The 20,598-nt window shown below is 62.7% G+C and carries 19 protein-coding genes and 1 tRNA gene; 2 read left to right on the top strand and 18 right to left on the bottom strand.

Annotated features, from left to right (window positions below; genetic code table 11):
* Positions 1-92: 92 nt before the first annotated feature.
* From eno to B8V81_RS10905, 6 genes are all read right to left on the bottom strand, one after another.
* Complete coding sequence (gene eno / locus B8V81_RS10930) at positions 93-1,388, bottom strand: phosphopyruvate hydratase (protein WP_028599302.1); 1,296 nt, start codon at positions 1,386-1,388, stop codon at positions 93-95.
* Between the two features lie 132 nt (positions 1,389-1,520).
* On the bottom strand, positions 1,521-3,059 hold the full coding sequence (gene gpmI, locus B8V81_RS10925; RefSeq protein ID WP_028599301.1) for a 2,3-bisphosphoglycerate-independent phosphoglycerate mutase: 1,539 nt from the start codon (positions 3,057-3,059) through the stop codon (positions 1,521-1,523).
* A gap of 1 nt (position 3,060) precedes the next feature.
* The gene (gene tpiA, locus B8V81_RS10920) at positions 3,061-3,816 is read right to left on the bottom strand and encodes a triose-phosphate isomerase (protein WP_028599300.1); all 756 of its coding nucleotides are present in this window, start codon (positions 3,814-3,816) and stop codon (positions 3,061-3,063) included.
* 15 nt (positions 3,817-3,831) lie between these two features.
* Entirely contained in the window at positions 3,832-5,013 is a 1,182-nt protein-coding gene (locus B8V81_RS10915; RefSeq protein ID WP_028599299.1) for a phosphoglycerate kinase, read from the bottom strand.
* A gap of 118 nt (positions 5,014-5,131) precedes the next feature.
* On the bottom strand, positions 5,132-6,136 hold the full coding sequence (gap, locus tag B8V81_RS10910) for a type I glyceraldehyde-3-phosphate dehydrogenase (protein WP_028599298.1): 1,005 nt from the start codon (positions 6,134-6,136) through the stop codon (positions 5,132-5,134).
* 133 nt (positions 6,137-6,269) lie between these two features.
* On the bottom strand, positions 6,270-7,295 hold the full coding sequence (locus tag B8V81_RS10905) for a sugar-binding transcriptional regulator (RefSeq protein ID WP_028599297.1): 1,026 nt from the start codon (positions 7,293-7,295) through the stop codon (positions 6,270-6,272).
* 270 nt (positions 7,296-7,565) lie between these two features.
* Between B8V81_RS10905 and B8V81_RS10900 the strand changes: the two genes are divergently transcribed.
* Positions 7,566-7,640: transfer RNA gene (locus tag B8V81_RS10900), tRNA-Arg, on the top strand.
* Positions 7,641-7,886: 246 nt separating this feature from the next.
* Positions 7,887-8,468, top strand: a complete 582-nt coding sequence (gene clpP / locus B8V81_RS10895; protein WP_028599296.1) for an ATP-dependent Clp endopeptidase proteolytic subunit ClpP — start codon at positions 7,887-7,889, stop codon at positions 8,466-8,468.
* 156 nt (positions 8,469-8,624) lie between these two features.
* Here the strand turns inward: clpP and B8V81_RS10890 are convergent, their stop codons facing one another.
* The 12 genes from B8V81_RS10890 to hisF all read right to left on the bottom strand — a co-directional run bounded on the left by B8V81_RS10890 (position 8,625) and on the right by hisF (position 20,583).
* Entirely contained in the window at positions 8,625-9,416 is a 792-nt protein-coding gene (locus B8V81_RS10890) for an SIMPL domain-containing protein (protein WP_052333329.1), read from the bottom strand.
* Positions 9,417-9,595: 179 nt separating this feature from the next.
* Positions 9,596-9,865 carry an HPr family phosphocarrier protein gene (locus B8V81_RS10885; RefSeq protein ID WP_028599294.1) on the bottom strand — a complete coding sequence of 90 codons (270 nt, stop codon included), beginning with the start codon at positions 9,863-9,865 and terminating at the stop codon, positions 9,596-9,598.
* A 152-nt stretch (positions 9,866-10,017) separates the two neighbouring features.
* Complete coding sequence (gene whiA, locus B8V81_RS10880) at positions 10,018-10,950, bottom strand: DNA-binding protein WhiA (RefSeq protein WP_028599293.1); 933 nt, start codon at positions 10,948-10,950, stop codon at positions 10,018-10,020.
* Positions 10,951-10,957: 7 nt separating this feature from the next.
* The gene (locus B8V81_RS10875) at positions 10,958-11,947 is read right to left on the bottom strand and encodes a gluconeogenesis factor YvcK family protein (RefSeq protein ID WP_028599292.1); all 990 of its coding nucleotides are present in this window, start codon (positions 11,945-11,947) and stop codon (positions 10,958-10,960) included.
* Positions 11,948-11,959: 12 nt separating this feature from the next.
* On the bottom strand, positions 11,960-12,841 hold the full coding sequence (gene rapZ, locus B8V81_RS10870) for an RNase adapter RapZ (protein ID WP_028599291.1): 882 nt from the start codon (positions 12,839-12,841) through the stop codon (positions 11,960-11,962).
* 66 nt (positions 12,842-12,907) lie between these two features.
* Positions 12,908-13,858 (bottom strand): ROK family glucokinase, encoded by a 951-nt coding sequence (locus tag B8V81_RS10865; RefSeq protein ID WP_028599290.1) that lies wholly within the window; start codon positions 13,856-13,858, stop codon positions 12,908-12,910.
* 399 nt (positions 13,859-14,257) lie between these two features.
* Positions 14,258-15,205, bottom strand: coding sequence for a thioredoxin-disulfide reductase (trxB, locus tag B8V81_RS10860; RefSeq protein ID WP_028599289.1), 948 nt, complete (start codon positions 15,203-15,205; stop codon positions 14,258-14,260).
* Between the two features lie 102 nt (positions 15,206-15,307).
* Positions 15,308-17,026, bottom strand: a complete 1,719-nt coding sequence (locus B8V81_RS10855; RefSeq protein ID WP_043111478.1) for a tetratricopeptide repeat protein — start codon at positions 17,024-17,026, stop codon at positions 15,308-15,310.
* Positions 17,027-17,181: 155 nt separating this feature from the next.
* Positions 17,182-18,132: a ribose-phosphate diphosphokinase gene (locus B8V81_RS10850; RefSeq protein WP_028599288.1), complete on the bottom strand. Its 951-nt coding sequence runs from the start codon at positions 18,130-18,132 to the stop codon at positions 17,182-17,184.
* A gap of 95 nt (positions 18,133-18,227) precedes the next feature.
* A complete protein-coding gene (hisJ, locus tag B8V81_RS10845; RefSeq protein ID WP_028599287.1) occupies positions 18,228-19,034 on the bottom strand; it encodes a histidinol-phosphatase HisJ in 807 nt (268 codons plus the stop codon).
* 92 nt (positions 19,035-19,126) lie between these two features.
* Entirely contained in the window at positions 19,127-19,828 is a 702-nt protein-coding gene (gene hisIE, locus B8V81_RS10840) for a bifunctional phosphoribosyl-AMP cyclohydrolase/phosphoribosyl-ATP diphosphatase HisIE (protein ID WP_028599286.1), read from the bottom strand.
* Positions 19,825-20,583 carry an imidazole glycerol phosphate synthase subunit HisF gene (gene hisF / locus B8V81_RS10835; RefSeq protein WP_101808364.1) on the bottom strand — a complete coding sequence of 253 codons (759 nt, stop codon included), beginning with the start codon at positions 20,581-20,583 and terminating at the stop codon, positions 19,825-19,827. Before hisF ends, hisIE begins: the two co-directional genes overlap by 4 nt.
* Positions 20,584-20,598 lie beyond the last annotated feature (15 nt).

Here is a 20,598-nt window from a genome sequence, read left to right as displayed (position 1 = left end):
GCTATGCCGGTTTTTGCGCCGTTTGTTTGTGATTTTGGCCTAACGAACCTAAAAAAATCCTGTCCGCACAGGGCGGACAGGATAAGAGAGCTCTATTTCTTGAAGCTTTTGAGGTTGTAGAACGCGCTGCGGCCGGCGTACTGGGCCGTGGAGCCGAGCTGGTCCTCGATGCGGAGCAGCTGGTTGTACTTGGCGACGCGGTCCGTGCGGGACGGAGCGCCCGTCTTGATCTGGCCGGCGTTCGTCGCCACGGCGATGTCGGCGATCGTGCTGTCCTCGCTCTCGCCGGAGCGGTGCGAGATGACCGCCGTGTAGCCGGCGCGCTTCGCCATTTCGATCGCGTCGAACGTCTCGGTCAGCGAGCCGATCTGGTTGACCTTGACGAGGATCGAGTTGCCCACGCCTTTGTCGATGCCGTCCGCCAGGCGCTCGGTGTTCGTGACGAACAGGTCGTCGCCGACGAGCTGCACTTTGCCGCCCAGCTTGTCGGTGAGCAGCTTCCAGCCCTCCCAGTCGTCCTCGGAGCAGCCGTCCTCGATCGTGAGGATCGGGTACTTGTCCGCCCACTCGGCGAGCAGGTCCACGAATTCAGCCGACGTGTAGGACTTGCCTTCGCCCTCGAGGTGGTATTTGCCGTCCTTGTAGAACTCCGTGGAGGCGACGTCCATGCCGAGGAAGACGTCCTCGCCCGGCTTGTAGCCCGCGCGCTCGATGGCGGAGATGATCGTCGTGATCGCCTCTTCGTTGGAGCCGAGGTTAGGCGCGAAGCCGCCTTCGTCGCCGACAGCCGTGTTCAGGCCTTTGTCCTTGAGGACGGACTTCAGGCTGTGGAAGATCTCGGCGCCGATGCGCAGCGCTTCCTTGAAGCTTTCCGCGCCGACCGGCAGCACCATGAACTCCTGCACGTCGACGTTGTTGTCGGCATGCTCGCCGCCGTTGATGATGTTCATCATCGGCACCGGCAGCACCTTGGCGTTGAAGCCGCCCAGGTACGTGTAGAGAGGCACGTCCAGCGCGTCCGCAGCCGCGCGCGCCACCGCCATCGACACGGCCAGGATCGCGTTCGCGCCCAGCTTGCCTTTGTTGTGCGTGCCGTCCAGCTCGATCATCTTGCGGTCGATCAGCACTTGGTCGAGCGCGTCGAGGCCGATGATTTCCGGAGCGATCAGCGTGTTCACGTTCTCGACGGCTTTCAGGACGCCTTTGCCGAGGTAGCGGCCTTTGTCTCCGTCACGAAGCTCGACAGCTTCGTAAGCGCCGGTGGAGGCGCCGGACGGAACGATCGCGCGGCCTTTGCCGCCGGATTCGAGGGATACTTCGACTTCGACGGTCGGGTTGCCGCGGGAGTCGAGCACTTCGCGTGCGTATACGTCAACGATGATAGACATAGTTTGAACACTCCTTCAAGGAATTGAGTTGGTTGTAGCAGGCTGTAACCAGTATAACCGATTGCCAGCCGCGGAACGAGTGCGGGCGAAGGCGCGGGCCGAAAGGCCCGCGCCTTTCGGCCGCAACCGCCGTCAGCTCGGGCGGATGAGGCTCAGGCCGGTCATCTCGGCCGGCTTGGGCAGCTCCATCAGGTCGAGCAGCGTCGGCGCGATGTCGGCGAGGATGCCGCCCTCGCGCAGCTGCACGCCTTTTTGCGTGACGATCAGCGGCACCGGATTCGTCGTATGCGCCGTGAACGGGCGTCCGTCCGGTCCGATGACCATGTCCGCGTTGCCGTGGTCGGCCGTGATGAGCACGACGCCGCCCTTGGCCAGCACCGCGTCGACGACGCGTCCCATGCATTCGTCCGTCGCCTCGACCGCCTTGATCGTCGGCTCCAGCATGCCGGAGTGGCCGACCATGTCGGGGTTGGCGAAGTTCAGGATGATCGCGTCATGCTTGTCCGAGTTGATCTCGCGCACGGCGGCGTCGGCCACCTCGTAGGCGCTCATCTCCGGCTTGAGGTCGTACGTGGCGACCTTCGGCGAGTTGATGAGCACGCGCGTCTCGCCCGGCAGCTCCTGGTCGCGGCCGCCGCTGAAGAAGAACGTCACATGCGGATACTTCTCCGTCTCGGCGATGCGCAGCTGCGTCTTGCCGTTCTGCACGAGCACCTCGCCGAACGTGTTGTCGAGGTTTTTGGGCTTGTAGGCGACGAAGCCGCCGACCGTCTCGCTGAACAGCGTCAGGCAGACGAAGTACAGGTTGGCCGGAGCCTTGTCCCCGCGGTCGAAGCCGCGGAAGTCTTCGTTGGTGAACACCTGCGACAGCTGGATCGCGCGGTCCGGACGGAAGTTGAAGAACACGATCGCGTCTTCGGACTCGACCAGCGCGACCGGCTGTCCGTCCGCCTCGACGATGACCGTCGGCATGACGAACTCGTCGAAGACGGATTTCTCGTACGACTCGCGCACCGCCAGGATCGGGTCCGTGTACTGCGGGCCGTCTCCGTACACCATCGCGCGGTACGATTTCTCGACGCGCTCCCAGCGCTTGTCGCGGTCCATCGCGTAGTAGCGGCCCTGCACGGTCGCGATGCGGCCGATGCCGAGCTCCTCGATCTTGCCCTGCAGCTCGGTCAGGTAGCCGACCGCGCTGTCCGGCGCGACGTCGCGGCCGTCAAGGAAGGCATGGATGTACACCTGCTCCAGCCCTTCCTTTTTGGCCAGCTCCAGCAGCGCGAACAGATGCGCGATATGGCTATGGACGCCGCCGTCGCTGACGAGGCCGTACAGATGCAGCTTTTTGCCGTTCAGCTTGGCGTGGCGCACGGCGCCGATCAGCGTGTCGTTGTCGTAGAACTCTCCGTCGCGGATCGACTTGGTGATGCGGGTCAGATCCTGGTAGACGATGCGGCCGGCGCCGATGTTGAGATGGCCGACCTCGGAGTTGCCCATCTGGCCCTCCGGCAAGCCGACCGCCTCGCCGCAAGCGGTCAGCGTCGTGTTCGGATATTCCGCGAGGAAGCGGTCATAGTTCGGCTTGTTCGCCTGCGCGACGGCATTGCCGACGATGTCGCTGCGAAGGCCGAATCCGTCCATGATGATGAGCGCAACCGGTTTGGGAGCCATCTTACTTCGCCCCCTCGACGAGGGCGATGTAGGAAGCCGGCTCCAGGCTGGCGCCGCCGACGAGCGCGCCGTCGATGTTCGCTTGGCCCAGGTATTCCTTGACGTTGGCCGGCTTCACGCTGCCGCCGTACTGGATGCGGACCGCATCCGCCGTCGCTTGGTCGTACAGCCCTGCGACGACCTGGCGGATATAGGCGATGACGTCCTCAGCATCCTCGGCCGTGGACGACTTGCCCGTGCCGATCGCCCAGATCGGCTCGTAGGCGATGACGGTCTCGGCCGCCTGCTCCGCCGTCAGGCCTTTCAGGCCGCCCTCCGTCTGCACTTTGCAGACGTCCTTCGTCTCGCCGGCCTCGCGCTCCTCGAGCTTCTCGCCGACGCACAGGATCGGAGTCAGGCCGTGCTTGAACGCCGCGACGACCTTCTTGTTCACGATCTCGTCCGTCTCTCCGAAGTACGCGCGGCGCTCGGAGTGGCCGACGATGACGTACTTCACGCCGAGATCGGCCAGCATGACGCCGGAAATTTCGCCGGTGTACGCGCCGTTGTCCTCGAAGTGCAGGTTTTGCGCGCCGATGGCGATGGAAGTGCCTTTGGCCGCTTCGACGAGAGCCGGAAGGGTCGTGAACGGAGCGCAGATGACGCTCTCGACGCCATCGACCTCAGCGCCGCCTTTCGCTTCGTTGAAGAAGGAGACCGCCTCGGAGACGGTCTTGAACATTTTCCAGTTGCCTGCGATGATCGGGGTTCTTGCCATAGGTTGTTCTCCTCTCTACTTGTCGTTAAGGGCGACAACGCCCGGGAGGGCTTTGCCTTCCATGAATTCGAGGGATGCTCCGCCGCCGGTGGAGATGTGGTCCATCTTGTCCGCGAGGCCGAACTTCTCGGCCGCCGCCGCGGAGTCGCCGCCGCCGATGACCGTGTAGCCCGCCGTTTCGGCGCAAGCCTGAGCGACGGCGCGCGTGCCGTGGGAGAACGGCTCGATCTCGAACACGCCCATCGGTCCATTCCAGACGACCAGCTTGGAGTCCTTGATCACGTTCGCGTACAGCTCGCGCGTCTTCGGTCCGATGTCGATGCCTTCCCAGTCGGAAGGGATGCCGTCGACGCCGACGATGTTCGTGTTGGCGTCCTTGCTGAACTCGTCGGTGACGACGATGTCGACCGGCAGCAGGAAGTTCTTGCCGAGCTTCTTGGCCTTCTCGATGAACTCGAGCGCCAGGTCCAGCTTGGAGTTGTCGACGAGCGACTGGCCGATCTCATGGCCTTGCGCCTTGAAGAAGGTGTAGCTCAGGCCGCCGCCGATGAGGATGTTGTCGGCGATCTCGATCATCTTGTTGATGACGTCGATCTTGTCCTTCACCTTGGAGCCGCCGACGATCGCGGTGAACGGACGCTCCGGATTGTTCAGGGCTTTGCCGAGCACGTCCAGCTCCTTCTCCATCAGCAGGCCGGATACGGCCGGGAGCAGATGAGCGATGCCTTCCGTGGAAGCATGCGCGCGGTGCGCGGCGCCGAACGCGTCGTTGACGTACAGGTCGGCCAGGGAAGCCAGCTGCTTGGCGAACTCCGGATCGTTGCTCTCCTCGCCGGCGTTGAAGCGCGTGTTCTCCAGCAGCAGCACGTCGCCGTCCTGGAGCGCCGCGGCTTTAGCCTGGGCGTCCGGACCGGCGGTGTCGTCCGCCTTGGCGACCGGCTTGCCGATCAGCTCGGACAGGCGCGCCGCGACCGGGGTCAGGCGCAGCTCTTCCTTGACTTCTCCGCCCGGACGGCCGAAGTGGGCCGCCAGGATGACGCGCGCGCCGCCTTCGATGAGGTGCTGGATCGTCGGCAGCGTCTCGCGGATCCGGGTATCGTCGGTGATCGCGCCGTCTTCCATCGGCACGTTGAAATCGACGCGCACGAAGACGCGCTTTCCTGCTACTTCCACATCACGAACACTTTTTTTGCTCACAGCTGCTCGCCCTCCCGATATATAGGTTTCTATGGGTTAAACATCGTTAAAGAGGAGAACGAAACGCTCGCCTCTCCTCTTTAACCTTACCGCTGTCTATGCAGTTAAGCGCCGCTTCTTACAGCCCTTTGGAGGCGATGTAAGCCGCCAGGTCGATAACACGGTTGGAGTAGCCCCACTCGTTGTCGTACCAGGACACGACTTTGACCATGTTGCCTTCAACGACCATCGTGGACAGGCCGTCGATCGTGGAGGAAGCCGGGTTGCCGTTGTAGTCGCTCGATACGAGCGGCTCGTCGGAGAAGTACAGGATGCCTTTCAGCGGGCCTTCAGCCGCTTCTTTGAGGGCCGCGTTGACTTCTTCGACCGTGACGTTGCTTTTCACTTCGGCGACGAGATCCGTTACGGACACGTTTTTCGTCGGCACGCGCATCGCCATGCCGTTCAGCTTGCCTTTCAGCTCAGGCAGAACGAGGGAGACGGCTTTGGCAGCGCCCGTCGAGGAAGGAATGATGTTCTCTGCGGCAGCGCGGGCGCGGCGCAGGTCCTTGTGCGGCACGTCCAGCACGGACTGGTCGTTCGTGTAGGAGTGGACCGTCGTCATCATGCCTTTGACGATGCCGAACTTGTCGTTCAGGACTTTGGCGAAAGGCGCCAGGCAGTTCGTCGTGCAGGAAGCGTTGGAGATGACCGTGTGAGAAGCCGCGTCGTATTTCTCTTCGTTGACGCCCATGACGATCGTGATGTCTTCGTTCGTAGCCGGAGCGGAGATGATGACTTTTTTCGCGCCGCCTTTCAGGTGAAGCTCGGCTTTTTCCTTCGCCGTGAAGATGCCCGTCGACTCGACGACGATCTCAGCGCCGACGGAGGACCAAGGCAGGTTTTCCGGATTGCGCTCGGCGAACACTTTGATTTCGCGGCCGTTGACGATCAGCGCGCCTTCTTTGGCTTCGACGGTCGCGTCCAGCACGCCGTGCGTCGTGTCGTATTTGAGCAGGTGAGCCAGCGTTTTCGTGTCGGTCAGGTCGTTGACGGCGACGATTTGAACTTCGCTGCTGTTCAGAGCGGCGCGGAATACGTTGCGTCCGATACGTCCGAATCCGTTAATACCAACTTTTACCATGGTTGAAAACCTCCTGAAATTAGGTGATGGTCCTGCATGATCCTTCAACGCGAAGCGCTCGGCCCTGCCCCTGTCAGGCGCAGAGCCCGCTTCGCCTTCATTCACGGTCGCGGTTGCGACGCGGATCGCCGGTCTAGTCCGCCATCGCGGCGATCTCCAGCGCGGCCGCCTCGTCGGTCACGAGCACATCCTCGTGGCCGAAGCGCAGCACCGCCGCGATCGCTTCGGCCTTGGACCTGCCGCCGGCGACGGCGATGACGACCTCGGTCGTCATGATATCCTCGAGCCGGATGCCGGCGGTCGGCATCTTGTGCACGACGGACCCGGCCCGGTCGAAGTAGTAGCCCCACGCCTCGGCGAGCGCCCCCTCCTGGCGGAGCTCCTCGACGACATCCGATTCCACTCGCCGTCGCCGCGCCATCGTCATCGCATCGCCGATGCCGTGGATGACGATGCGGGCTCCGCGGATGACGCCGACGACCTCTTTGACGCCGGGCTCGTGCATGAGGCTCGTATAGGCCTCCTCGCTCAGATGGTCCGGCACATGCAGCATCCGGTACTGGGCGCCGGTGCGCTTGGCCATCGCCGAGACGATCGTGCTCGCCTGGTACTCCAGGCTCTCTCCGAGCCCGCCCCTGGCCGGTACGAACAGATTGCTCGGATGCGGGACGGGGGCGTTCAGATGGCTCGCCACCTGTGCGAGCGTGGAGCCGCCGGTGACGGCGACGACGTCGCCCTCCCGCAGCTGTCCCAGCAGGGCGGACGCCCCGGCGCGTCCGAGCTCCCGCTTCGTGCTAGCGGAGTGGTCGGAGTCGCCCGGCACGATGACGACCTTGCTCAGGCCGAAGCGCGTCCGCAGCTGCTCCTCCAGGTTGGACAGGCCGAGCAGTCCGCTCAGCACCGGCTCCATCTCCTCGAGCAGGCGCCGGCCGCTCTGGCTGACGCGCATGCCGGAGGCGTTGATCTCCAGGAAGCCCTGCTCCTTGAGGAAGTCGGTCTCGGCCCGAAGCACCCGCTCGGTCATGCCGAGCGCCGAAGCGAGCGAGCGGCGGCCGATCATGTCCGCCACGAGCACCTGATGGAGAATCCCATAGCGGAGACGGACCGTCTCCAGCAGATCGGGCACCAGCTGACGCTGCAAATCAATAAGGCTGCGCATGAGCGCTCCAACTCCACTCGTTAGCTATCCGTACGGGACAATTAATGTCCCAGCTATTCAATAAACGTCCCACAACCTCATTGTACTCCTTCTGCCGAGGACCCGCAAGGGACCTTTACCCGATGAAAACGGTTGCCGACACGCCTTTCGGCCTAAATGTTTTCCAGCAGTTGCAGGGAAACGGAGCCCTCCGGAAGCCGGACAGGTTAGTGTTGCTTTTTCTGGCAGGCTGTTATACAATCTTAGACGTTACGCTTTTCAAGCATACATGCGCCCGTGGTCCAATGGATATGACGTAGGCCTCCGGAGCCTGAGATCTAGGTTCGATTCCTAGCGGGCGCGCCAATCATTTACATCATGCTTTTCCGATACATGGGATCGCGCCCCTCCAGGGCGCGATCCTTTTTTGTTTTTGCAAGCCTCGTTTAAGAGGCGCCCGAGCCGGTTAAAATGGGCTATTGAACCGGCTTGGCGAAGCCGTCTCCGACCTCTTTGACCAAATTTGACTTTAACAATCGATTCTCGTAGAATGAAAAAAGCACCTGCAGTGACAACCTTAATGAGGATATAAGGAGGGACTTGCACATGAACATGAACTACGTGCCTATGGTCATCGAGCAGAGCAACCGCGGCGAGCGCGCCTACGACATCTACTCGAGGCTGCTCAAGGACCGCATCATCTTCCTCGGTACCGGCATCAACGACATGGTCGCCAACTCCGTCATCGCCCAGCTGCTGTTCCTCGCCGCCGACGATCCGGAGAAGGACATCTCCATCTACATCAACAGCCCCGGCGGCTCCATCACGTCCGGCATGGCGATTTACGACACGATGCAGTTCATCAAGCCTGACGTCTCGACGATCTGCGTCGGCATGGCCGCCTCGATGGGCGCGTTCCTGCTGGCCGCGGGCGCCAAGGGCAAGCGCTACGCGCTGCCGAACAGCGAGGTCATGATCCATCAGCCGCTCGGCGGAGCCGAAGGCCAGGCCAGCGACATCGAGATCCGCGCGCGCCGCATCCTCCAGATGCGCGACAAGCTCAACCATATTCTCGCCGAGCGTTCCGGTCAGCCGCTGGAGCGCATTGAGAAGGACACCGACCGCGACTACTTCATGAGCGCGGACGCCGCCCGCGAGTACGGCCTCGTCGACAAGGTCATCGAGAAGCTGTAAGCCAGGCTGCGACAGGCAAAAAGCGCCGCCCCTTCCGAATCGGAAGGGGCGGCGCTTTGCGTTTCGACGCTCTCGCGGCCGTCGCGGGCACGCGCGCAGGCCATCCTGCGCGGCGCCGCGGCTGCCGCGGCAGACCGGGGCTGGCCGAGAGCTATGCTACTTCAGCTGGTACACGACGGTCAGCTGGCCTTGCACGTCGACCTGGCCCGGCTCGACGGAGGTCGAAGCGCTGTCGCTGGCAGCCATGGCCTTCATCTGCGCCATCTCGCGGTACACCGGCACGGCCTGCGCGCCGTTCTCGGTGATGTTCACGACCGGACCGAGCGAGCGGCCCGCAGCGGCGGCAAGCGCCTCCGCCTTGACGCGCGCGTTGTCGAGCGCTTTTTTGAGCGCGTCGTTCGTATACGCGTCCGTCTTTTCCGTGCCGAAGGAGACGCCGCTGATCTGGTTCGCGCCCGCGCTTCCGAGGCTGTCGAGCAGCTCCCCGGTCTTGTCGATGCTGCGCCAGGAGATGCTCAGCTCATGCGTCGCCGTATAGCCGGTCAGCACCTGGCCTTCCTTTTCGGTGTAGCGGTACTGCGGCTGCACGTAGTAGGACGTCGTCTTCAGATCCTTGTCCGCCAGACTGTAGGTTCCTTTAAGCATTTTGACGACCGCGTCGTACCGCTTGGCCGCTCCGGCCTGAGCCTCCTTCGCCGTCTTGGCCGTCACGTTCACGCCCGCTGTGACATACGCGATGTCCGGCGCCACCGACAGCTTGCCTACGCCTTGCACTGCGATCGTGTTCTCCATCGCCGCTCCTTGCTCCGCCGCATAGACGGGCTTTGATCCCGAGTCCAGCACGCCGGCTCCGTTCAGAGCCAGCAGCGATCCTGCCGTCAGCGAGGCCGCCAGCAGCAGCACCTTGCCTTGACTTGCCAGCTTGCCGAATCCTTGTTTGCTTCCCATATCTGTTCGCCTCCGTTTCGGTTTGTCCTTTGAAACGCTCGCCCGCCTGAAAATGTTGCACATACAGGTCAGGATTCCCAACGGGGGCTTCAGCCAATGGCCAAAACGCAAAAAAAGCCCCCGGATCGGGAGCCTCGGGAGCCGCAGCGAATCAAGCTTGGGGACCGGCAGGCCGAGACCTACTGGTTCTCCAGCTCTTCCTTGCTGACGAGCGATACTAAAGCGTTTACAGCCTGCTCGGCGTCCGAACCTTCGGCACTGATGTGAACTTCGGTGCCGGAGCTGATGGCAAGGCTCATGATGCCCATGATGGACTTGGCGTTCACTTTTTTCTCGTCCTTCTCGACAAAGATCTCGGAGGAGAATTTATTCGCTTCCTGGACGAAGAGCGCGGCCGGTCTTGCGTGAAGACCCGTCTTCAGTCTCACGACTACGGGTTGTCTTGTCATGAACTCTATACCCCCTAATCCTAATTCATTGCTGCATGGCCGCCGGAAGGCGAACGTGAGGCATGCTCTTGCAAAGGGCCGCCGGGTGGAACGGACCTTACCTTGCGTGACAATTGCTTTCATTATACCATCGGCCGGCGCAACATGAAAGTTCAGCTTCCCCGGATTTTTTCGGCGAGCTCGTCGATCTTGCGCAATCGGTGGTTGACCCCGGACTTGCTGACGGAGCCCTTGAGCATCTCGCCGACTTCCTTGAGGTTCATGTCAGGATGCTGCAGCCGGATCTCCGCCACCTCCCGCAGCTTCTCGGGCAGGTTCTCGAGGCCGAGCTCCTTTTGCAGCAGCCGGATGTTGTCGATCTGGCGCACGGCCGCGCCGATCGTCTTGTTGAGATTGGCCGTCTCGCAGTTGACGATCCGGTTCACCGAGTTGCGCATGTCGCGCATGATGCGGACATCCTCGAACTTGAACAGCGCCTGATGCGCGCCGATGATATTCAGCAGCTCGATGATCTTCTCGCCTTCCTTGATGTAAAAGACGAAGCCCTTCTTGCGCTCGATGCAGCGGGCGTTGAGGCCGAACTTGTTGGCGAGCGTGACGAGCGCGGAGCAATGCTCCTCGTACATGCAGGCGATCTCCAGATGGTAGGACGAGCCCTCCGGATTGTTGACCGAGCCGCCGGCGAGGAACGCGCCGCGCATGTAGGCTCGCTTGCAGCATGGCTTGCGGATCATGTCCTTGTCGATGCCCTGGTTGAACATGAAGCCCTCGGAGACGATGTTCAGCTCCTTGAGGATCTCCTGCACCCGCGCCGGGATGCGCACGATGTAGACGTTGTTCTTCTTGAGCCGCATCTTCTTGCGCACCAGCAGCTCCGTATGCACGTCGAACAGCTTCTTGATGAGGCTGTAGATTCTGCGGGCGATGGCTGCATTCTCGGTGGAGATGTCCAGAATGACCTTGCGGCTGGACAGATGCACCGAGCCGTTCATGCGGATGAGCGCGGAAAGCTCCGCCTGCTCGCAGCAGGCATCCTGGTTCTCGACGAGCGTCAGCTCTTTTTTGGTTTGAGCGGCGAAGGACATCCCTCTCTCACCCCTTTCGGTCCATCCAGCTGTCGACGAGCTGGTAGATATGATGGCTCAGCCGCACGGCGTCATGCCGCAGGTAGGTGCGGAACAGCACGAGCCGGTCGGCGATGACTTTGTAGCCTTGACGCGTCACCTCGTCCAGATCGAGCTGGACCGCCTGGGCGCCCATCTCGGCATAGCGGTCCTGCACCTGCGGCGGAATCTCGCCGTCGTTGACGATGATGTAGTCGAACAACTGGTGGCCGACGTGGCGCTCGATCGCCTCCAGATGATCGCTCACCGAGTAGCCGTCCGTCTCCCCCGGCTGGGTCATAACGTTGCAGATGAAAATTTTGATCGCGCTCGACTGCACGATGCAGTCGGCGAGCTTGGGCACGAGCAGGTTCGGAATGATGCTCGTGTACAGGCTGCCCGGTCCGATCAGGATGGCGTCGGCCTCCTGGATCGCCAGGCACGCCTCCTCGAGCGGCTCCACGTCCGCCGGCTCGATGAATACCCGCTTGATCGGCTGGCCCGCCAGCGGAATGCTCGACTCGCCTTCGACGATCGAGCCGTCCGCGAGCTCCGCCTTGAGCACGATCGACTGGTCGGACGCCGGCAACACCGTGCCGCGCACGGCAAGCACGCGGCTCAGCTCGCGGATGCCGGTGACGAAGTCGCCGGAGATGTCCGTCATCGCCGCCAGCATCAGGTTGCCCAGGCTATGTCCGGCCAGGCCGGTGCCATTGGAGAAGCGGTACTGGAGCATCTCGGAAAGCAGCGGCTCCACGTCCGCGAGCGCGATCAGCACATTGCGGATGTCGCCCGGAGGCGGCATCTGCAGCTCGCTGCGCAGCACGCCGGAGCTGCCGCCGTCGTCGGCGACCGTGACGATCGCCGTAATGTCGAGGGGCTTCTCCTTCAGGCCGCGCAGCATGACCGACAGGCCGGTCCCGCCTCCGATGACGACGATCTTGGGGTTTTTCGGGTCCGCAGACCTTTTTCTTGCCATTGCACTCCCGCCTTAGGGGCGATCGCGGTCAGCATCGCGATGGCTGACCCGGACCGACTCCGTCTCGCTGCTGCCGAGCATCCGCCCGAGATATTCCGCTATGGCCACGGAGCGGTGCTTGCCTCCCGTGCAGCCGATGCCGATGACGACCTGGCTCTTGCCTTCCTTGCGGTATAAAGGAATGAGGAATTGAAGCATATCCAGCAGCTTGGTCAGAAACGTCTGGGTATCGGGCCATTTCATAACATATTCATATACATCAGGCTCCCGTCCGGTGCGTGGACGAAGGTGATCCACATAATGCGGGTTCGGCAGGAAGCGCACGTCATAGATCAGGTCGGCGTCGATCGGGATGCCGTACTTGAAGCCGAACGAGGTCACATTGACGGAGAAGCGGGACTGCTTGAGGTTCGTGAAGCGCGAGATGATCGCTTCCTTGAGCTGGGCGGGCTTGAGATTGCTCGTATCGATGATCTGGGTCGCCGAGTCCTTGAGCTCCTCCAGCAGGCGGCGCTCCATCGCGATGCCGTCGAGCGGCAGCCCCTCCGGGGCGAGCGGATGGCGGCGGCGGCTCTCCTTGTAGCGGCGCACCAGCACGTTGTCGGTGGCGTCGAGGAACAGGATCTCGTACGGGATCGTGAAATGAGTGCGGATATGCTCCAGCGAATCCGCCAGCGCCGTGAAGAATTCCCGGCCGCGCAGGTCGATGACGAGCGCGACCTTGGCGATCTTGCCGCTCGAGCCGTCGATCAGCTCCGCGAATTTGGGAATGAGGACGGGCGGCAGGTTGTCGACGCAAAAGAAGCCGAGATCCTCGAGGCTTTGCACCGCGATCGTTTTGCCTGCGCCGGACATGCCGGTAATGATGACGAGCTGGGGTGAGTTGGTTTCCATCGGGATTCCCCTTCCTGCGGCTGGATCAAGCCGAAAAGCCGCCGCGCGAGGCGGCGGCGGGCCGAACTAGGAGCGAAGGATGAGGCCGGCCGCTCCGACGACGCCGGCATTGTTGCCGAGCGTGGCCGCGACGATCTCGACGCCTTCCTTGGCTTCCGGCTGCGTATACTTGGCGAACACCTCGCGGATCTGGTCGAACAGGAAATCTCCGGCCTTGGCGACGCCGCCGCCGACGATGAAGCGCTGCGGGTTGAGCGTGACCGCCGTCGCGGCCATCGAGCGGCCGAGGTAGTACGCCGCGCGGTTGACGATGCGGGCCGCCACCTCGTCGCCTTCCTTGGCGGCGTCGATGACTTCCTTGGCCATGAGGTTCGGCACGAGCGACAGGCTCGTCTTGTCCCCGCGGGCGACGGCGTCCTTGGCCATGCGGATGATGCCGGTCGCCGAGGAGACCGTCTCCAGGCAGCCCGTCATGCCGCAGGTGCATTGGATCGCTTCGAGATCCGGCACGATCGACATATGGCCAAGCTCGCCGGCCATGCCGTTGTAGCCTTCATAGATGCGGCCGCCGATGATGACGCCGCCGCCGACGCCCGTGCCGAGCGTGTAGCAGACGCAGTTCGGCACGCCGCGGCCGGCTCCGCCCCACGCCTCGCCAAGCGCGGCCACGTTGGCGTCGTTGTTCACCTTGACGATGACGCCGAGCTGATCCTCGAGCATCTGCTTCAGCGGAACGTTGCGTATGTTCAAATTGTTGGAGAACTTCACGATGCCGTTCGGAATGTCGAGGAATCCGGCGATTCCGACGCCGACGCCGCCTACCTGCTCCCAGGAATGTCCGGTCGCATCGACGATATGGCGAACGTACTTGACGATATTGTCGACGATGCGGTCCGCCCCATGGCTCGCCTCGGTCGGTCCCTCGTACGTCTGGAGCAATTCGCCCGCCGCGCTGCATACTCCAACTTTAATGGCGGTGCCGCCGATATCTGCTCCAACGTAGATCGTCTCTGACATGTGATAGCCACCTCAACGAATTAGTTTAACTTCTTTAGCTACTATAAGCGAAGGCATGGGTTAGGTCAAGGTAACAACGCCCCCCGGCGAACCGCGCCGAAGCTGGCCTCTCGCGGCTTTTCGGGAGCGCCGGGAAGGGCTTTTGAATCGTTTTTGGATTGCTCTCGGATTGCTTTTGGATGGCTTTCTGATGGCTTTCGAATGGCTTTCAGACCGCTCTCGAAGCGTCTTCGGGGCGCTGCCCAAACTGCCGCATGACCAGGCAATACCGGGTCCGCCCCGTCTCTCGCCGACCTTCGCGCCTGACGTTGCAGATCGACGTTAGCCGCAGGGCGATCCGCTTTTCCCCGTAAAAAGAAACGTCCGCCATCCGGAAGGATGGGGACGCCCGAAGCAAGCTTATAGGGACTGGCTCCAGTCATGGACCATCGAGCCTTCAAGGAACTTCTCGCAGTCCAGAGCGGCCTGGCAGCCGCTGCCCGCGGCGGTGACCGCCTGGCGATACTTCGTGTCCTGCACGTCGCCGCAAGCGAACACGCCCGGCACGTTCGTCTCGGTCGTGCCCGGCTTCACGACGATGTAGCCGTGATCGTCCGTGTCGACCTGCCCGCCGAGGAACTTCGTATTCGGCGTGTGGCCGATCGCGACGAAGATGCCGTCGGTCTCGATGAGCTCTTCCTGGCTCGTCTCGTTGTTGCGCACCTTGAGGCCGGTGACGCCGAGCGGGCCGGCGACGACCTCCAGCGGCGTGCGGTTGAGCGCGAAGCTGATCTTCTCGTTGTCGCGAGCGCGGTCCTGCATGATCTTGGAGGCTCGCATCTCGTCGCGGCGATGAACCAGGTCGACGCCGGTCGCGAAGCGCGTCAGGAAGTTCGCCTCCTCCATCGCGGAGTCGCCGCCGCCGACAACGACAATTTTCTTGCCGCGGAAGAAGAAGCCGTCGCAGGTCGCGCAGGTGCTGACGCCGCGGCCGACGTTTTCTTTTTCCCCCGGGATGCCCAGGTAGCGCGCGGACGCGCCGGTGGAGATGATGAGCGACTCGGCGACGAGCTCGCCCTGGCCCTCGACCTGGAGCTTGAACGGACGCTGCGAGAGGTCGACGCTGTTGACCCAGCCCGTGCGGAATTCGGCGCCGAACCGTTCCGCCTGCTTGCGCATGTTGGCCATGAGGTCAGGGCCAAGGATGCCGTCAGGGAAACCAGGGAAGTTCTCGACCTCGGTCGTCGTCGTCAGCTGTCCGCCCGGCTCCGGTCCCTCGATGACGAGCGGATTCAGGTTGGCGCGGGCAAGATAGATGGCGGCGGTGAGCCCGGAAGGTCCGGTACCGATAATGATGGATTTGTACACGATGAAACTCCTCCTTGTTGCCTGCTTGATTATAATTATTCTAATCCAAAGCGAGGCGATCCGTCAAAAGCGGCGGCGTATTCTTCATAAAACGTTCATCCGTTACTTTTCCCAATGGCCGCAAATCTCATCAATGCGCTTGGCATGCTTGCTCACGGTCGCCGCGGACGCGCCGTAGCGCTCCGCTACCTCCTGATAAGAAACCGTCCGGCGATGCTGCTTGGCGGTCAAATATTCAAGCGCGGCCGACCAGCTCTCCGGCTTGGCCATGCGCGGCACGTCCGGATACACCCGGACGAGGTAGTCGAGCCAGAGCTTCATCAGATCGTACTGCTGCAGCAGGCCGTACTCTTTCCCCATATGGCGGAAAGCGGTATCGAGCACGATCTGCCAGCTCGGCTCCCAATCCGGCAGCGGGCTGCCGTCCTCGAACGCCGTCTCGGCCACCGAGCCGAGCATCCGGCGGCGTCCCGACAAGACGGCGGGCACCGGCTCCTCGACACCGAGCTTGCGCAGGACGAACAGCGCGATGCGTTTCAGATCGTCCTCCTCGTCGGGCTCCAGCAGAAACGCCCGCAGCGCTTCCTGCACCTCTCCGTCGCCGATCGCGGCGAAGGCCTGGATGACCTGCAGCTTCGTCTTGCTGTCGCCGTGGCGCAGCGCCCAGAAAAACGAGGAGCGCACGAGCGGATTGCTGCTCATCCCTTCGGGCATCGCTTCCGGCGTCCGTTCCCACGTCTGGAACTGCTCCTCGAAGGGCAGGTGGTAATGGTAGCTCGCCGTCATCCGCTCTTCCTGCCCGCGCAGCATCGGCAGCTGCTCGAGGTAATACCGGGCCACATCGGACTCGGGATCGAGGCGCGCCGCCTGCTGCCAGAACCGCCGCGCCTCTTCCAGCCGACCGGAATGCACGGCCGCTACCGCCGCATAATGGTAGAGCGAAGCCTCATGCTCTCCCGATTCCCCCTTCAGCAGCCGGCGGAAATGGCGCAAGGCGCATTCATGCTCGCCGAGAATGCCCATCGTCGTCGCCAGCTTGAACACATGCTCCTGATGGAAGGGCACGGTCCGGCGCAGCCGATCGGTCAGCGGCTCCAGCGGCTCCCGATCGTCCGCATGCTGATAGAAGATCGCCAGGTTGCACAAGGCGTGAAGGTTGCCCTCCTCCTGCTCCAGCGCCTCCCGGATCGTCTCCATCGCGCGGTCGAGACGGCCCATATAATAGTAGGCCAAGGCGAGATTGTTGCGCGCCGCCATGAAATCCGGCGTCCGCTCCAAAATCGACTCCAGCAGCTTGGCCGCTTGGGCGAATCGGCCCTCTTCCAGCAGAGAGCGGGCGCGGTCATGCTCCGCCGTTCCCTGGCGAGCCTTGATCGTTACGGCCGGCGCAGGGCGCTTCAGCTCGTACTGAAGCAGCTCCATCATCTCCTCGGCGTCGTCGAGGTAATGCCCTTCCTCGTCCTCCTCGAGATAACGCAGCAGGGCGTGCTCGGCCTTGTCATACTGCTCCATGTTGGCGTAATTGTTGGCCATATAAAAGAAGCATTCCGTCATAGACGGATCCAGCGTCTCCAAAATCTCGATCAGGATCCGATTGGATTCCTCGTACTGGCCCGTCTCCGACAGGATTCCGGCCAGATTGCAATGGTTGACCGGATTGTCCGGCTCGTATTCCACGGCCTTGCGGAAATATTTCAGCGCCTTGTCGTAATGATAGCGGTCCATCGAGCGCACTGCGCGCTCGAAGAAGAACGTCGCGTCCCATTGGATCGGTATAATCTTCGCTGCCTGGTCCGCAGCCGCCCTGTTGTCCTCTTTCACCCGCCAAGGCACCTCCTCTGATTCCGTTAAAATCGAATGCACATGATTATACCATAACGTGTAACGCTTAACACGGTAGAAAATAAGGAACGAAAACGTCAAAAAACGGAAGGCCGCGAGTGGCCTTCCGTTCTTCGGAAGAGCAGGTTGGCCGGTCAGATGCCGGCATTTTTGAACAGGGTGCTGATCGAGCCGCCCTGCATGATGATCTTGGTGGCGTCCGCCAGCATCGGAGCGACGGAGAGCACCTTGAAGCGGTCCGAACGAATGTCCGGCAGCGCGATGGAGTCGGTCACGACGACTTCCTTGATGAGCGGATGGTCCAGCTTCTGCAAGGCGTTGCCCGAGAACAGCGGATGCGTCGCGCAGACGTAGACGTCTTCGGCGCCGCGCTCCTTCAGTCCTTCGACAACGTTGACGATCGTCGTGCCGGTGTCGATCAGATCCTCGATGATGATCGGGGTCTGGCCCTCGACGTCGCCGATGACGTGGGTGATGACGGACTCGTTGTGGGCCGGGCGTTTCTTGATCATGATAGCGAAAGGCGAATCCAGGTAGTTGGCCAGCTTCTCCGCCGTGGAAGCTCGTCCGGCATCAGGGGAAACGACAACGGGATTCTTGATGTTTTTGCTCTTGAGATGATCGCTGATGAGGTCCAGCGCCGTCAGATGGTCCACCGGGATGTTGAAGAAGCCTTGGATAGCCGGAGCGTGAAGGTCGATCGTGATGATGCGGGTCGCCCCGACGGTCGTCAGAATGTCCGCCAGCATCTTGGCCGAGATCGGTTCGCGCGGCGCGGATTTGCGTTCCTGGCGCGCATAGCCGTAGTACGGCATGATGATGTTGATCGTCTTGGCCGACGCGCGCTTGGCGGCATCGATCATGACGAGCAGCTCCACGAGGTTCTCGTTGATCGGATGGGAGAACGACTGCACCAGGAATACGTGGCAGTTCCGGATCGTCTCCTCATAGTGGCAGTAGACTTCTCCGCTCTTGAACCGGGAGATCGTGATCGCCCCAAGCGGCAGCCCCAGCTCCGCGCTGATCTTCCTCGCCAGCTCCGGGTTCGAGGAACCCGAAAAAATTCGCAACTTGTCGCTAAACATGATACCCTCCTGAGCGTTCCAACCAAAAATTTGACATCATCCTGCTAAAGCTCTGCGTGTTCGACACATCTATTATACATCCTGAGCCGCAGATTTCAAAAAGGAATCGGGAAGCGCTTGCGCTCCTTGAACGTGAGCAGCTGCGTGTAGCCGGCCTGGCGCAGCGCCTCGCGCGCTTCGGGCAGGTACTGCTCGAGCCGCTCCGGCTGGTGGCAGTCGGAGCCGATCGTGACCGGGATGCCGAGCTCATGCGCGCGCCTCAGCATGCGCGGTCCCGGGAACATCTCCGCGCACGGCATGCGCAGCCCGGAGGCGTTGAGCTCGATCGCCATGCCGGCGTCCGCGACCGCTTGCAGCGCGGCGTCCTCCAGATGCGTCACGTCCTGCTCCGGCGCGTAGCCGAAGCGCTTGATGACGTCGATATGACCGATGTAGTCGTAAAAGCCGGTGCGCGCCGCCTTGATGACGGCGTCGTAGTACGTCTCGTACACCTGCAGCCGGTCGCGGCCTTCCCAGCCGGCCGTCTGCCGGAAGTCGGTGATGTCCCATGTCCCGAGGAAATGGACCGATCCGATGACGTAATCCCACGGATACGCTTCGATGATCGCTTGGATCTGCTCCTCGCAGCCCTCGATGTAGTCCCCCTCGAGTCCGAGGCGGATGTCGATCTGGCCGCGGTATTTCTCCCGCAGCTCGAGCACCTCCTCGACGTAGCGGGGAAGCTCCTCCATCGGCATGGCCATCTCGGGGAAATAGTCCTCCGGCCTGACATGCAGCAGCGGCATGTGGTCGGACAGGCCGATCTGCGCGAGGCCGCTGCGGATGCCTTGGCGCACATAGTCCTCCAGCGTGCCGACGGCATGGCCGCAGCGCTCGTGATGGGTATGGTAGTCGATGCGGATCGTCATGGATGGGCTCCTTTCGCCGCTAGGCGCTTCTCGCTATGGGATAGCTCGCTGCTCAGCGCTCTCGTTCCGGCATCTCCCGGAACTCGCTACCTATTCATCCTGTTCGTCGTCGGCTGGCCGTGGCGCTCGCGAAGCACGGCCATGACGTCGTCCAGCGGCAAGCCGCGCTCGCGAAGCAGCACCATGAGGTGGAACAGCAGGTCGCCCGCCTCCGCGCGAAGCTCCTCGTTGTCGCCGTTCTTGGCGGCGACGACGACCTCGATGCTCTCCTCGCCGAACTTCTTGAGGATCTTGTCGAGCCCCTTTTCGAACAGGTACGTCGTATACGCGCCGTCCGGCCGCTCCGCGTACCGCTGGGCGATCGTGCCCTCCAGCTCGCCGAGCATCGCGAAGCGGTCGCCGGCCGCCGCCTCCGCGGCCGCCTCTCCGCCCGCGACCGGCAGCGGGTTGTGGAAGCAGCTGTACGCGCCGGTATGGCAGGCCGGTCCCTGCTGCTCGACGCGCACGAGCAGCGTGTCGCCGTCGCAGTCGTAGCGGATCGAGCGGATGCGCTGCGTATGTCCGCTCGTCGCGCCTTTATGCCACAGCTCCTGGCGGGAGCGGCTCCAGTACCACGTCTCGCCGCTCTCCAGCGAGAGGCGCAGCGATTCCTCGCTCATGTAGGCAAGCATGAGCACTTCCTTGGTGAGCGCGTCCTGCACGACGGCCGGCACAAGACCGGCCGCGTCGTACCTGATACGGCTCAGGTCGAGCTCGAGCCCGCCTGACGCCTGAAGATCCTTGCTCATCGCACCGCCACTCCTTCCCGCCGCAGCTCGTCCTTGACCTCGGCGATCGTCATTTCCTTGTAGTGGAAAATCGTCGCCGCCAGTCCCGCGTCCGCGCCTGCTTCCCGGAACACCTCGCCGAAATGCTCCTTGCGTCCCGCGCCGCCCGAGGCGATGACCGGAATGCCGACCGACTGCGACACCGCGCGCGTCAGCGCAAGGTCGAAGCCGTCCTTGGTGCCGTCCGCGTCCATGCTCGTCAGCAGCAGCTCGCCGGCGCCGAGCTGCTCGGCGTGGCGCACCCATTCCAGCGCCCGCTGCCCCGTCGGCTTGCGTCCGCCATGCGTGTAGACCTCCCACTCGCCCCATTCCGGGTTGAAGCGGGCGTCCACCGCGACGACGATGCACTGCGAGCCGAAGCGGCGCGCGCCGTCGGAGATGAGCTGCGGATTCAGCACCGCCGCCGTGTTGATGCCGATCTTGTCCGCGCCCGCGCGCAGGATGCGCTTCATGTCGTCGGTCTGCGAGATGCCGCCGCCGACCGTGAACGGGATCGTGATCTCGCCCGCCGTGCGGCGCACGACCTCAATCATCGTCGCCCGCCCTTCGACCGAGGCGGAGATGTCGAGGAACACGAGCTCGTCGGCCCCCTCGCGGTCATAGAGCGAGGCGAGCTCGACCGGATCGCCGGCGTCCCGCAGATTGACGAAATTGACGCCTTTGACGACGCGTCCGTCCTTCACGTCCAGGCAAGGGATGATTCGTTTAGCCAGCATAGGCTCGACCTTCTT

It is taken from the genome of Paenibacillus pasadenensis (assembly GCF_002864175.1).
Lineage (GTDB): Bacteria > Bacillota > Bacilli > Paenibacillales > Paenibacillaceae > Paenibacillus_O > Paenibacillus_O pasadenensis.
The sequence above is the reverse complement of the archived record's forward strand: the minus strand, read 5'-3'. Positions and strand labels throughout refer to the sequence as shown.